The organism is Geobacillus subterraneus (assembly GCF_001618685.1).
Lineage (GTDB): Bacteria > Bacillota > Bacilli > Bacillales > Anoxybacillaceae > Geobacillus > Geobacillus subterraneus.
In genome coordinates this window covers 745,999-759,039 of sequence record NZ_CP014342.1, presented here as the reverse complement: position 1 = coordinate 759,039, position 13,041 = coordinate 745,999, and the positions used below count along the sequence as shown (strand labels likewise).

Annotated in this window: 12 protein-coding genes; 2 read left to right on the top strand and 10 right to left on the bottom strand. The window is 54.0% G+C overall.

Annotated features, from left to right (window positions below; all coding sequences use genetic code 11):
• Positions 1 to 3: 3 nt before the first annotated feature.
• The 9 genes from dnaJ to gpr form a co-directional block, all read right to left on the bottom strand.
• A complete protein-coding gene (gene dnaJ, locus GS3922_RS03640; RefSeq protein ID WP_063165226.1) occupies positions 4 to 1,149 on the bottom strand; it encodes a molecular chaperone DnaJ in 1,146 nt (381 codons plus the stop codon).
• A gap of 129 nt (positions 1,150 to 1,278) precedes the next feature.
• Positions 1,279 to 3,084 carry a molecular chaperone DnaK gene (gene dnaK, locus GS3922_RS03635; protein WP_063165225.1) on the bottom strand — a complete coding sequence of 602 codons (1,806 nt, stop codon included), beginning with the start codon at positions 3,082 to 3,084 and terminating at the stop codon, positions 1,279 to 1,281.
• Between the two features lie 22 nt (positions 3,085 to 3,106).
• Entirely contained in the window at positions 3,107 to 3,781 is a 675-nt protein-coding gene (gene grpE / locus GS3922_RS03630) for a nucleotide exchange factor GrpE (RefSeq protein ID WP_063165224.1), read from the bottom strand.
• A gap of 95 nt (positions 3,782 to 3,876) precedes the next feature.
• Entirely contained in the window at positions 3,877 to 4,911 is a 1,035-nt protein-coding gene (hrcA, locus tag GS3922_RS03625; RefSeq protein WP_063165223.1) for a heat-inducible transcriptional repressor HrcA, read from the bottom strand.
• A gap of 83 nt (positions 4,912 to 4,994) precedes the next feature.
• Positions 4,995 to 6,134 (bottom strand): radical SAM family heme chaperone HemW, encoded by a 1,140-nt coding sequence (hemW, locus tag GS3922_RS03620; protein ID WP_063165222.1) that lies wholly within the window; start codon positions 6,132 to 6,134, stop codon positions 4,995 to 4,997.
• Between the two features lie 127 nt (positions 6,135 to 6,261).
• Positions 6,262 to 8,091, bottom strand: coding sequence for a translation elongation factor 4 (gene lepA, locus GS3922_RS03615; protein ID WP_063165221.1), 1,830 nt, complete (start codon positions 8,089 to 8,091; stop codon positions 6,262 to 6,264).
• Positions 8,092 to 8,244: 153 nt separating this feature from the next.
• Positions 8,245 to 8,583, bottom strand: a complete 339-nt coding sequence (locus tag GS3922_RS03610) for a DUF3679 domain-containing protein (protein ID WP_063165220.1) — start codon at positions 8,581 to 8,583, stop codon at positions 8,245 to 8,247.
• Positions 8,584 to 8,596: 13 nt separating this feature from the next.
• Positions 8,597 to 9,796 carry a stage II sporulation protein P gene (gene spoIIP / locus GS3922_RS03605; protein WP_063165219.1) on the bottom strand — a complete coding sequence of 400 codons (1,200 nt, stop codon included), beginning with the start codon at positions 9,794 to 9,796 and terminating at the stop codon, positions 8,597 to 8,599.
• A 74-nt stretch (positions 9,797 to 9,870) separates the two neighbouring features.
• Positions 9,871 to 10,989 (bottom strand): GPR endopeptidase, encoded by a 1,119-nt coding sequence (gpr, locus tag GS3922_RS03600; RefSeq protein ID WP_063165218.1) that lies wholly within the window; start codon positions 10,987 to 10,989, stop codon positions 9,871 to 9,873.
• Between the two features lie 182 nt (positions 10,990 to 11,171).
• On the opposite strand from gpr, the gene rpsT reads away from it, so the two are divergent.
• A complete protein-coding gene (rpsT, locus tag GS3922_RS03595) occupies positions 11,172 to 11,441 on the top strand; it encodes a 30S ribosomal protein S20 (protein WP_008879927.1) in 270 nt (89 codons plus the stop codon).
• 142 nt (positions 11,442 to 11,583) lie between these two features.
• Here rpsT and holA read toward each other — a convergent pair whose 3' ends face one another.
• Positions 11,584 to 12,603 (bottom strand): DNA polymerase III subunit delta, encoded by a 1,020-nt coding sequence (holA, locus tag GS3922_RS03590; RefSeq protein ID WP_063165217.1) that lies wholly within the window; start codon positions 12,601 to 12,603, stop codon positions 11,584 to 11,586.
• A gap of 283 nt (positions 12,604 to 12,886) precedes the next feature.
• Here holA and GS3922_RS17025 point away from each other — a divergent pair, with 283 nt between their 5' ends.
• Positions 12,887 to 13,021: a YqzM family protein gene (locus GS3922_RS17025; protein ID WP_011231993.1), complete on the top strand. Its 135-nt coding sequence runs from the start codon at positions 12,887 to 12,889 to the stop codon at positions 13,019 to 13,021.
• Positions 13,022 to 13,041: the final 20 nt, after the last annotated feature.

The following is a 13,041-nucleotide window of genomic DNA, read 5'->3' as shown; positions in this document are numbered from 1 at the left end:
CGCTCACGCTTCTCCTTTAAACGCCTTTTTTACTTTTTCAAAAAAACGACCGTGCGGCCCGTCGTGCATCGTGTCTCCACCGAGCCGGTCAAACTCGCGCAGCAGCTGCTTTTGTTTTTCCGTCAGCTTCGTCGGCGTCACGACGCGGACGATGACGTGCTGGTCGCCTCGGCCATAGCCGCGCACGTTCGGCACTCCTTTTCCTTTTAAGCGAAAGCGCGTGCCCGTTTGCGTGCCGGCCGGGATTTTCAGCTTTACATCGCCGTGGAGCGTCGGCACTTCAATTTCATCACCGAGCGCCGCCTGGGCGAATGAAAGCGGCACTTCACAATAAATATCATCGCCGTCGCGCTTGAAAAACTCATGCGGTTCGACGCGGAAAATGATATACAAATCCCCCGGCGGCCCGCCGTTTACGCCCGGTTCCCCTTTGCCGGCGACGCGCAGCTGCTGGCCATCATCGACGCCAGCCGGAATTTTGACATGAATTTTTTTTCGCTGTTTGACGCGCCCGGTGCCGCCGCACGTCGGGCATTTTTCCGGGATGTAGCGGCCCGTGCCGCCGCAAACCGGGCACGTCCGGCGGTTGACGATGCGGCCAAACGGCGTCGTCTGTTCGCTCGTCACTTGTCCGCTGCCGTGGCAATGCGGGCACGATTGCGGGCTTGTGCCTGGCTTCGCCCCGCTGCCTTGGCACGTAGCGCACGTTTCTTCATGCGGAACTTCAATTTCCGTTTCTTTTCCGAACGCCGCTTCCTCAAACGTGAGCGTCATCATATATTCCACGTCGGCCCCTTTGCGCGGCCCGCTTGCCCGCCGGCGCGGACCGCCGCCGAAAAACGTCTCAAAAATATCTTCAAAGCCGCCAAAGCCGCTGAATCCACCAAAGTCAAACCCGCCCCCTTGGAATCCGCCGCCGAACGCCTCGTTCGGGTCGGCGTGGCCAAACCGGTCGTAGCGGGCCCGTTTTTCGTCATCACTTAACACTTCATACGCTTCTTTAATCTCTTTAAACTTCTCGGCGGCGTCCGGCGCTTTGTTAATGTCTGGATGATACTGCTTCGAAAGCTTTCGATACGCTTTTTTAATCTCGTCTTTCGTCGCGTTTTTACTGACGCCGAGAACTTCATAGTAATCGCGCTTCGCCATCGTTGATCATCCACTCCCGATTCACTCACATAAAGGTTATTTTATCATTTCCCTTTGTTTTATGACAATATGTGAATGCTAGAAAAAAAGTCAAAGCCAAGGCAGGCCTGACTTTGACTTTTCCCTCCATTATTTATCGTCATTGACTTCTTCAAATTCCGCATCGACTACGTTGTCTTTATCGGCCGCGCCGGCTTGCGCCTGTTGCGCCGCTTGTTCATACAGCTTGATCGACAGCTGCTGCACCGCCTCTTGCAGCGCCTCTTTTTTCTTGCGGATGTCATCGAGATCGTTTTTCTCAAGCGCTGCTTTCAAGGCGTCTTTTGCTTCTTGCGCTTTTTTGATTTCATCGGCGCTCACTTTTCCTTCGAGCTCTTTCACCATTTTTTCCGTTGTAAAGATGAGCTGGTCGGCTTCATTGCGCAACTCGGCCGCTTCTTTCCGCTTCCGGTCGGCTTCAGCGTTTTCTTCCGCCTCTTTGATCATGCGCTGAATTTCCTCTTCCGACAAGCCGGATGACGACTTGATCGTAATCGATTGCTCTTTGTTCGTTCCTAAATCTTTGGCGCGCACATGAACGATGCCGTTAGCGTCGATATCGAACGTCACCTCAATTTGCGGCACGCCGCGCGGCGCCGGCGGGATGCCGGTCAGCTGGAAGCGGCCAAGCGTTTTGTTGTCGGCCGCCATCGGACGCTCCCCTTGCAAGACGTGGATGTCAACCGTTGTTTGGTTGTCGGCTGCCGTTGTGAACACTTGCGATTTGCTCGTCGGAATCGTCGTATTCCGCTCGATCAATTTCGTAAACACGCCGCCCATCGTTTCAATGCCGAGCGACAGCGGGGTGACGTCAAGCAGAACGACATCTTTGACCTCGCCGGCGATGACCCCGCCTTGGATCGCCGCACCGATGGCCACAACTTCATCCGGGTTGACGCCTTTGTGCGGCTCTTTGCCAAGCTCGCGCTTAATCGCTTCTTGCACGGCCGGAATGCGCGTCGAGCCGCCGACCAAAATGACTTTATCGATATCCGCAGGCGTCAAGCCGGCATCTTGCAGCGCCTGGCGGACCGGTCCCATCGTGCGCTCAACAAGGTGGGCGGACAGCTCTTCAAACTTCGCCCGCGTGAGCGTCGTCTCAAGGTGGAGCGGGCCGTTTTCGTTCGCGCTGATAAACGGCAGCGAAATTTGCGTCTGCGTGACGCCGGACAGTTCTTTTTTCGCTTTTTCGGCTGCATCTTTTAAGCGCTGGAGCGCCATTTTGTCTTTGGACAAGTCGATGCCGTGCTCTTGCTTAAACTGGCTGACTAAATAGTCGATAATGACTTGGTCGAAGTCGTCGCCGCCTAAATGGTTGTCACCGGCGGTCGCCTTCACTTCAAAGACGCCGTCGCCAAGCTCCAAAATCGAAACGTCAAACGTTCCGCCCCCCAGGTCATAGACGAGAATCGTTTGGTCCTCTTCTTTGTCAAGGCCGTAAGCGAGCGCTGCCGCCGTCGGTTCGTTGATGATGCGCTCCACTTCCAGGCCGGCGATCCGTCCGGCGTCTTTCGTCGCCTGGCGCTGTGCATCGTTGAAATACGCCGGCACGGTGATGACGGCGCGCGTCACCGGCTCGCCCAAATAGTCTTCGGCGTACGATTTCAAGTATTGCAAAATGATCGCTGAAATTTCTTGCGGGGTATATTGCTTCCCTTCAATCTCGACTTTGTAATCCGTCCCCATATGGCGCTTGATCGAGATGATCGTATTCGGATTCGTGATCGCTTGCCGTTTGGCGACCTCGCCGACTAAGCGCTCACCGTTTTTAAACGCCACAACCGACGGGGTCGTGCGGTTTCCTTCCGGGTTGGGAATGACTTTCGCTTCGCCGCCTTCCAACACGGCGACGCAAGAGTTCGTCGTTCCTAAGTCAATGCCGATAATTTTGCTCATCGCTCATCACCCTCCGTTTCCATTATTGGCTTACTTTGACCATGGCGGGACGGAGAACGCGGTCTTTTAGTTTATAGCCTTTTTGCAGCTCCTCTACGACCGTATTCGGCTCATAGCCGCCTTCATCCGTCTGCATCACCGCTTGGTGCAAATGGGGGTCAAACGGCTTGCCGACCGCGTCAATCACCTCGACGCCTTCCTTTCTCAACGCGTCAAGAAGCGCTCGGTACACCATTTCCATCCCTTGCAAAATCGATTTTGCTTGTTCGTTTTCCGTCTCTATTTTCAACGCGCGCTCAAAGTTGTCAAGCACCGGAAGCAGATCGCTCGCCAAACTTTGGGCGCGGTATTTTTCAGCCGCTTCCATCTCTTGGCGCGCCCGGCGGCGGAAGTTCTCAAAATCGGCGTACAAGCGGAGATAGCGGTGTTCCGTCTCGGCCAGTTTCGCTTCCAGTTCGGCGACTTTCGCCTTGGCTTTGGCCAGCTCTTCGGCCTCAGCCGATGTTTCGCCGCTAGAATCAGCTGTCGTAGAAGCTGCCTCCGGATTCTCGCCGGCTTGTGCATCCGCATGCTCTGAAACGGCGCCAACTGTTTCATCTTCCGGCTGCGAACCCGCCTCTTCCGCCGAAACCGGCTGTTCTGTTTCCAGCTCATTGTATGTAGCTTGTTCAGCCGCTTGTTTTTCTCCTTGTTCCATTGCCTTCACCTCCCGATCAGGGGTCGCGATTTATGTATCAATGGCCACAAGGAAAGGATGGACGAACATCCATCCGTTAACCAATATGGCCATTCTTACTGATTTTGATACCATTTTGCCAACGCAGCCGACAAATCAGAGGCGACGCGGTTTAACACGGTGATGACGCGCGAATACTCCATGCGCGTCGGACCGAGAATAGCGATCGTCCCGAGCGGTTCATCGCCGACCGAATACGTGGCCGTAATCAAACTGCAGTTTTCCATGCCGCTCAGCTCGTTTTCCCGCCCGATCGACACTTGCACTCCTTTTTGATTTTGCTTGCGGAGCAGGCGATAAATGTCCTTTTCTTGCTCGATGATATTCAAAAGCGGGCGCACTTTTTGAATGTCGCTAAATTCCGGCTGGTTGAGCATATTCGCCTTGCCGGCAAAAAACATCCTTTCCTCTTCAGGGATGTCAAGCGTGTCGATCAGTGTATTGAGTATGCTGTCGTAGTTGTGAATATGCCGGCGCAGCACGTCGGCTACTTCCGTCTCGATTTTTTCTTTTAAATCGATGAGCGGAACGCCGTTCAGCCGGTCGTTTAAAATATTGACCATCTTTTCAAGATCACCGGCATTGATCGTTGCCGGGACTGTAACGACGCGGTTTTCAACGTGGCCGGTGTCCGTCACGACGATGGCGACGGCCGTCTGTTCGTTGAGCGGAACGATCTGCATCCGCTTCAGCTTGCTTTCCTTAAACGCCGGACCGAGGGCGATCGACGTGTAGTTCGTTAAATCGGATACAATTTGCGCCGACTTTTGCACCAGTTTCTCAAGTTCGTAGATGCGCTCGGCGAACACGGAGCGGATTTTTTGGATATCCGCCCTTGTCAGCCGCTGCGGCGGCAGTAAATGGTCGACGTAATAGCGATACCCTTTTTCCGATGGCACGCGACCCGAAGAAATGTGCGTTTTTTCAATATAACCTAGCTCTTCCAAATCCGCCATTTCGTTGCGAATCGTCGCTGAACTGAACGTGATTTGGTGCTTTTTTGATAACGTCCGCGAACCGACAGGCTGCCCGGAACGAATGAAGTCGTCAATAATCACCTGCAAAATCAACAGTTGGCGGTCCGTTAACACGTTTCTCACCTCTGTTAGCACTCAAACAATTTGAGTGCTAAATCTACTATTAGGGTAGCAAATCGCCCGGCAAATGTCAATGTTTACATTTCGCCGAGGAAGGCGGCGAACACTTCATTGCCGAGCAGCTTGCCGCGTTTTGTCAAGCGGACGTGGGTCGCCGTCTCCTCGAGGCGCCCGCGCTCGACTTCGCGGCGGATGGCCTCGCCAAACACGTCGTCCATCTCGCGGCCGAACTTTTGCCGGAAGCGGACTTTGGATACTCCTTCCGTCTTGCGCAGCCCTAAAAACATTTCCTCCTCCATCTGTTCGCGCACAGTCAGCCGGTGCACGTCGCGATGCGGCCATTCGCCGCGTTCCACCTTCTCGATGTAATGGCGAACCGGCCCGATGTTAGCGCGCCGCACGCCAGCAACATAACTGTGCGCCCCGGCGCCGATGCCGTAATACTCTTCGTTGTTCCAATAGGCGAAATTATGCCGGCTTTCAAATCCAGGGAACGCATAGTTGCTAATCTCGTATTGCCGATAGCCATAGGCGGCCGTTCGTTCCATCACCGCTTCATACATCACCGTCTCCGCTTCCTCTCCCGGGAGGCGAAGCCGGCCTTTCCGCCATTCGTTGTAAAAAATCGTTCTCGGCTCAAGGATCAAAGAGTAGGCGGAAAGATGCGGCACATGGAGCGAAAACGCGGTTTCCAAATCGGCAAGAAACTGCTCAACCGTCTGCCCCGGCAAGCCGTACATAAGATCGAGGCTGATGTTTTTAAAGCCGGCCTCCCTTGCCATCGCCACCGCCCGCTCAGCATCATTGCGCCGATGGGTGCGGCCGATCGCTTGAAGAAGCCCATCATCGAACGTCTGGACGCCGATGCTCAGCCGGTTTACCCCACCATCGCGCAAAATGGCGAGCTTCTCTTTCGTCAGCCCGTCCGGATTGGCCTCGACTGTAAATTCGGCCGCTTGCGGGTCAAACTGAAAATGGTTGTGGATGCTCGCTAACAGACGGCCGAGCTGCGCCGGCTCGAGCACTGTCGGTGTGCCCCCGCCGATAAACAGCGTCTTCAGTTGGCGGCCGAACTCGGCCGCTGTCCGCGCCATTTCCTTGTCCATCGCCCGCAAATAGGCGTCGATCGGCTGGCCGGCCGCAAACACTTTATTAAAATCGCAATAATGGCAAATCTGGGCGCAAAACGGAATGTGAAAATACGCTGATATTGCCATGACTCTCCTCCTTTCGGCCGCAGCCCGACTGCCGGCGCAAAGCGGCGCACGGCGCCTTACGTCCTGCCGCCGGCACCCCATCGCGGCAAACAAACAAGGCCATCCCCGGAGGAGACAGCCCTGCCCATCATTTTTTCTGGTCGTCGATTTTCAAGACAGCCATAAACGCTTCTTGCGGCACTTCGACCGAACCGATTTGCTTCATCCGTTTCTTTCCTTCTTTTTGCTTCTCAAGCAGCTTTCGTTTCCGCGACACGTCGCCGCCGTAACATTTGGCGAGCACGTTTTTACGCAGCGCCTTGATCGTCGAGCGGGCGATGATTTTATTGCCGATCGCCGCCTGCACCGGCACTTCAAACTGCTGGCGCGGGATTAAATCTTTCAGCTTCTCGACGATCACTTTGCCGCGCTCGTAGGCGGAATCGCGATGAACGATAAACGATAAAGCATCGATTTTTTCGCCATTCAACAAAATATCCATCTTGACGAGATTGGACGGCCGATAGCCGATCAATTCATAGTCAAACGACGCGTACCCTTTCGTGTTCGATTTTAAGGCGTCGAAAAAGTCATACACGATTTCCGACAGCGGAATATCGTAAATCAACATCACCCGTTTTTCGTCTAAATATTGCATATCGACAAACGTGCCGCGCTTCCCTTGGCACAGCTCCATCACCGGCCCAACGTAGTCGTTCGGCACCATGATCGTCGCTTTCACATACGGCTCTTCGATGCGGTCGATTTTTTGCGGATCGGGCATGTTCGTCGGGTTGTCGACGGCGACTTCCGTTCCGTCCGTCAAATATACTTTGTAGACGACGCTCGGCGCCGTTGTAATTAAATCGATATGAAACTCGCGCTCGATCCGCTCTTGGATAATCTCCATATGGAGCAAACCGAGAAACCCGCAACGAAAACCGAACCCGAGCGCCTGCGACGTTTCCGGCTCAAAGTGGAGCGCCGCATCGTTCAGCTGCAGCTTTTCTAGCGCTTCGCGCAAGTCGTTGTAGCGCGCCGTATCGATCGGGTACATGCCGCAAAACACCATCGGGTTGAGCTTCCGGTAGCCGGGGAGCGGCTCGGCGGCCGGCCGTTCGGCATCGGTGATCGTATCGCCGACGCGCGTATCTTTTACGTTTTTGATCGACGCGGTCAAATAGCCGACATCGCCGACCGTCAGTTCGTCGACAATTTTTTGTTTTGGCGTGAACACGCCGACTTCGGTCACTTCAAACTCTTTGCCGGTCGACATCATTTTAATGCGCTGGCCCGGCTTGACCGTTCCATCAACGATGCGGACATAAGCGACGACGCCGCGGTACGGATCATAAAGCGAATCGAAAATAAGCGCCTTTAGCGGCGCGTCCGGATCGCCTGACGGGGCCGGAATCTTTTCCACGATTTGCTCTAAAATGTCCTCGATGCCGATGCCGACTTTCGCGGAGGCGAGCACCGCCTCGGAGGCGTCGAGGCCGATGACATCCTCAATTTCTTGGCGGACGCGCTCCGGCTCGGCGCTTGGCAAATCGATTTTATTAATAACCGGCAAAATCTCCAAGTTGTTGTCAATGGCCAAATATACGTTCGCGAGCGTCTGCGCTTCAATGCCTTGGGCGGCATCGACGACTAAAATCGCTCCTTCGCAGGCAGCGAGGCTGCGCGACACCTCATACGTAAAATCGACGTGGCCCGGCGTATCGATCAAATGGAAAATATACTCTTCCCCATTTTTCGCTTTATATGTCAACTGGACCGCATTCAATTTAATCGTGATGCCGCGCTCGCGCTCAAGATCCATCATATCCAGCGTCTGTTCGCGCAGCTCGCGCTCTGACAGCGCGCCCGTTTTTTCTAAAATGCGGTCCGCAAGCGTCGATTTTCCGTGGTCAATGTGGGCGATAATCGAAAAATTGCGAATCCGTTCTTGTCGTTTCAACCGTTCTTCCCGGTTCATTGTCTCTCACTCCTGCTTCTTCGCAAAACTACACTAGCTTTGATTATAGCAACAGTGCGAAGAAGATTCAATGACCAAGACAAAAACAAAAAAGCCGCCATACGTGGCGGGGCAACGAGCTTTTTTTGATCCGTCCGGAAATCGGCGAACCGGCTAACTAAACACGCGGCCGACGAGCGAAAGCAACGTTTCCATGAACGCCGTCGCCGCGTCAGCAAACTGCCGGCCGAGTTCAGAAAAGAGATTGAACGTTTTTAACTCTTGAATCGTTTCCTGTTTTTCCTGCAAATCACTCGCTGTCACCGTCTGTCCGAACACCGCCGCTTCAAGCTCTCCGTTCCCATTTTTCTCGATCTGAATAACGGACGGAAACGACGGGTCGGCATAGCCGCGCATCCGTTCCATGCCGTGATGCGCCTGCTGCATGCCAAACAGCACACCGAAAAAAAGGAGAAAGAGCGCTGCACTAAACCGAATGAACCATCTTGCCATATACGACGCCCCTTTACTTTTTCTCTGCCGGAGCCGGCGCCTCGACTTTTTCCGCCTGCCAATAATATTCGCTGAACACATCGGCAAACGCCGCCGCCGAACGGAACAGCTCGGCAAACGTATTATCGACGCCGCCAAATTCCACTAAAATCGCGTTCCCGGATAAATCTTGATTAAACTTTCCGTCCGTTCCCGCCCCTTGCTTCTTAATGACTCCGCGGCTTAGCCCCGGGTATTTTTTTTGCAGCAAATGATGAAGCTCCGTCGCCAGCTGCAAGTTTTTCTCGTATTCCGCGTTCTCGCCGCCGACAATAAACGCCACACGTGCATAATCGACGCCATTGATCGTCGTCGTCGTATGCTTCCGCCGATGCGCATCGCGGTGAATATCGATGAAATATTGCAAGTCACGGTTTTGCTTCATTGCCGCGACGACCGTTTGCCGCGACATATCGTACGCCTGGCCGTATTTCATCCCTTTTTTCAACAGCTCGGCTTCAATATCGGTTTTGTTAATTTGCGCGCCAATTCCCCGCTTCTCTAATTCTTCCATTAGTTTTTCGCCGACTTTCGTCACGTTTACGCTTTGGTGAAACGCCAAATCCGGATCGGTCACGCCTTTTAAGGCCGGCAAATACGACTCGCGCGTATGTGTATGGTAAATGTAGACGACTTCTCTTCCTCCCGTTGTCTGCGCCGGCGGCGGGAGCGGCTTTTCGTCTTGGTTTTGCTCCGCTTGTTCCAGCTCCTCCACTGACGCTTGCCGCTCAGCGAGCATCACCTCAAGCGGCGGCGCCGATTCATACGGAATGTTCGTGTAATCCGTCCCTTCGCCGGCGATCAAAATTTTGCTGTCATATAAGGCAAAGCCCGGCAGCTCGCTGCCGAGCAGGCTGCGCGGGTCATCGGGATTGATGCTTGTCGCCAGGCGGAACAACAGCGACGAGTAATTCGTCTGTTGCCGCTCCTTCGGCAGCAGCTGGGCAAAATAACGGTTTTCAAGCCCGAACAGGCGAATGAACGTTTCTTCCGGAAAATGGGCCGCCATATCGTTGAGCGACGATGACGACGGGCGGTATTCCGGACGCAGCGACGTCAGCGCTCCGACGAGCATAAACATCATCATGCATCCAACAATGACGAGCATAAACAGTTTTTTTAAGCTGGCTCCTGGAACGGTGATCACAACGTTTGGGGAGCGCCCTCGTTTCATATTCCCACCCTTTCCCGGCTTGTCTCCTCACTTTAACGTATGGCCAAGCGGGAAAAGATAGAACCGTTTTTTGCCTAATGGGTGTACGAGCCTGTATTGCCTTGATCGACTTGCCGATGCAGCGCCGCGTTCAAGCCGCCGGCCAATAAGTTCGCCATATCGCCGATAAACGAATCGACCTCCTTCGGCGTCACCATTAAGTTATGGCCGAGCGGGGCGAGCACTTCATAAATGAGGCGGCGCTTTTCTTCATCGCCGAGCGTGCCGACCATGCCGAGAAACGTCGACCGTTCTTGCGGCGACGGCATATCTTGTTCCGTCAACTTCTTTTTGCGCCCGAACGTCCAGCCGGACGGGGCGAGAGCGCTTGATGGCCGCTGTCCTTCGCGCATCTCGCGGCCGAAATGTTTTAAAATGAAGTCGATCGTGTCGCTTGTGATCGAGACGGCATCAACGACTGTCGGGACACCGATCGAAATGACCGGGATGCCGAGCGTCTCGTAGCTCAGCTCTTTCCGCTTGTTGCCAACCCCGGAACCAGGATGGATGCCGGTATCGGAAATTTGGATTGTTGCATTGACTCGTTCGATCGAGCGGGCAGCCAACGCGTCAATGACGATGACAAAATCCGGCTTCGTTTTTCGGACGACGCCGTCGATGATGTCGCTCGTCTCAATGCCGGTCGTTCCCATCACCCCCGGGGCGAGGGCGCTGACCGGCCGGAACCCTTCTTCAACGCTTTCCGGCTGCAATTGAAACAAATGGCGGGTGACGAGCACGTTTTCAACCGTCAGCGGACCAAGCGCGTCAGGGGTAACATTTTGGTTGCCGAGTCCGACGATCAGGCAGCTTGCCCCATCCGGGATGCGAAGCCGCTTAAGAAAGGCGCTGAGCTGCTCGGAAAAAATGCGCTGCACTTTTTGCTGCAATTCCGTATTTTGTTCGCGGATGCCTTGCGCTTCGATCGTCAAATAATGGCCCGGTTTTTTGCCGATCGATGCCGATCCTTGCTCTGTCACGTGCACGTGCGACAGCTTGACACCGTCGATCTCTTGATCGTGAATGATGACCCCTTCAATCGGCGAGGCGCTTTCTTTTTTTTGCTGCAAGCGCTCCTCGACCGCGATCTCATGGGCTTCGATCGCTAAGTCGGTGCGCACCGAGTACATGCGTAAATCGAGCGGCTGTTCCATATCGTTCCTCCTCGTTTATGCCGTTTTCTTTTATTGTCGCCGCAATGGGGCTTGGTCATTCATGTTTCGTAAAGGATTTTCGCTTGAATCCTCTTGCATAATCAAAACACGTTTGATAGAATAACATTTGTTCTTCCTGTTGTTCACAGCGAGAATAGGAACGGTAATGGAGGTGAACGGACGTGGCTAACATTAAATCGGCGATCAAACGCGCGAAAACGAGCGAAAAACGTCGGGCTCACAACGCCTCGATGAAATCGGCCATGCGCACGGCGATCAAAAAATTTGAAGCGCTCGTTGAGTTAAAAGACGTAGAAAAAGCGCAAGAAGCGTTCATTATCGCTTCGAAGAAGTTAGACAAAGCCGCAAGCAAAGGCCTTATCCATAAAAATGCCGCCAGCCGGCAAAAATCGCGCTTAGCGAAAAAATTAAACAGCATCCAAGCTTCCTAATGAAAAACGACCTGGCGCCAGGTCGTTTTTTGTTTCCCTAATGAAAGATAAAAGGACGAAGCCCCGCCGGCTAGTCAATGTCCTCATTGCGAAAAAAACGGGTTTTGCCTATGGGCGCACAGTGAACAACATCGGTTTGGCTTCACCGCCGGCCGCCCCAGCGCATCAGCAGCAGCTCAACGGCCAACCGGCGGTCCATGGCTCCGCTTTTCACCTCGTAATCGGCGGCGGCCAGTTCGTCAATCGCCTCGGCCAGTTCCTGCTCGGAAAAGCGGGCGGCCTGGCCAAGGGCGAGCTTGACGCGAAACGGGTGCACTTTCAGCGCAGAAGCGATTTGCGGCTGCCCATATCCCGCTTGGGCGAGCCATTTCACTTGCGCCAGCAGACGAAAATGGCCGGCGAGCAGCGCCAAAATTTTGATCGGCTCCTCATTGTTTTCCAGCAAATCATAAAACGTCTGCAACGCTGCCGGAATGTCGCGCTTCGCGACTTGCTCGACAAGAACGAACACATTTTCTTCCGGCGTGCGGGCGACAAGTTGCTCGACAGCCGCAGCCTCCACCGTCCCGCCCGGCCCGGCAAACAAAGCGAGTTTATCGATCTCGTTCGCCAATGCGGCCAGCTGCGTTCCGGCCCGCCGCAAGAGCACATCGATCGCTTCGTCATCAACCCGCGCCCCTTGGCTCTCGATCCGCTGCCGCACCCAGGCGCGCAACTCCCCCTCAGCGAGCGGGGCGGCAACGGCGACTTCGCAGTGCTCTTTGGCCAGTTTCGTGATTTTTTTCCGCTCATCAAGCTTGTCATACGGCGCAAAAAAGACGACGATCGAAAACGGCGCCGGCGCTTTTATGTATGCCTCCAGCTTTCCCAAGTCGTGCTCGATCTCCTTCTCTTTTTCAGCCGTAAAAAAATATGGATGTTTGATGAGAATGACGCGCCGTTCTCCGAAGAACGGCACCGTTTCCGCCTCTTCAAGCGCCGCCTGCACCGGCGTTTCCTCACAGTCGTACACCGCTGAGTTCCACTCGCGCTCTTCCTCGCCAAGCGCCGCCTTCACCAACCGTTCGTACGTTTCTGTTAATAAAAACGGCTCGCTGCCATATAATAAATAAAGGGGAGAAAACCGCCGTTTTTCAATGTTTCCCCATACGCGTTCCAGCATGTTCCCTTCTCCATTCTCTAGCAAGATTCCCTGCTAGAAAGATACACCGTTTTTCGCCATTTTACAAGGGAACCGGCTGTCGAAAAAACCGGTTCCCCTTTATATAAACGCCGGCCAATAAGTCCTAGGACCTTATTTGCCAGCGGGTTATTTTTATGTTTTCCCGGCTGTTTGAAAGTATTTGTGTCAACTGTTGTCAAGGAAGGAAAATGGACAGGCGGCGGTAGATTTTTTTAGCGTTTTCGTCTATACTAAAAATGATTGCACGAGGAGGGGGAAAACGATGAACGTATTTGAAAAGGAAGTGCAAAGCCAACGGAATGACGCCGTCGATTCCGCCGTCGGATTTATCGTATCGTTCGGCTTTTTCGCGACGATGTTCATCATCGCGACGCTGATCGAATTTTTCGGCCGGTAAAGGATTGCTTACATAAGCAA

Excerpts from the sequence above, each read along its gene's own strand:
- GS3922_RS03610 (WP_063165220.1), bottom strand. The coding sequence starts at position 8,583 with ATGGCAAGATGGTTCATTCGGTTTAGTGCAGCGCTCTTTCTCCTTTTT.
- holA (WP_063165217.1), bottom strand. The coding sequence starts at position 12,603 with ATGCTGGAACGCGTATGGGGAAACATTGAAAAACGGCGGTTTTCTCCC.
- GS3922_RS17025 (WP_011231993.1), top strand. The coding sequence starts at position 12,887 with ATGAACGTATTTGAAAAGGAAGTGCAAAGCCAACGGAATGACGCCGTC.
- dnaK (WP_063165225.1), bottom strand. The coding sequence starts at position 3,084 with ATGAGCAAAATTATCGGCATTGACTTAGGAACGACGAACTCTTGCGTC.
- dnaJ (WP_063165226.1), bottom strand. The coding sequence starts at position 1,149 with ATGGCGAAGCGCGATTACTATGAAGTTCTCGGCGTCAGTAAAAACGCG.
- spoIIP (WP_063165219.1), bottom strand. The coding sequence starts at position 9,796 with ATGAAACGAGGGCGCTCCCCAAACGTTGTGATCACCGTTCCAGGAGCC.
- grpE (WP_063165224.1), bottom strand. The coding sequence starts at position 3,781 with ATGGAACAAGGAGAAAAACAAGCGGCTGAACAAGCTACATACAATGAG.
- gpr (WP_063165218.1), bottom strand. The coding sequence starts at position 10,989 with ATGGAACAGCCGCTCGATTTACGCATGTACTCGGTGCGCACCGACTTA.
- hemW (WP_063165222.1), bottom strand. The coding sequence starts at position 6,134 with ATGGCAATATCAGCGTATTTTCACATTCCGTTTTGCGCCCAGATTTGC.
- lepA (WP_063165221.1), bottom strand. The coding sequence starts at position 8,091 with ATGAACCGGGAAGAACGGTTGAAACGACAAGAACGGATTCGCAATTTT.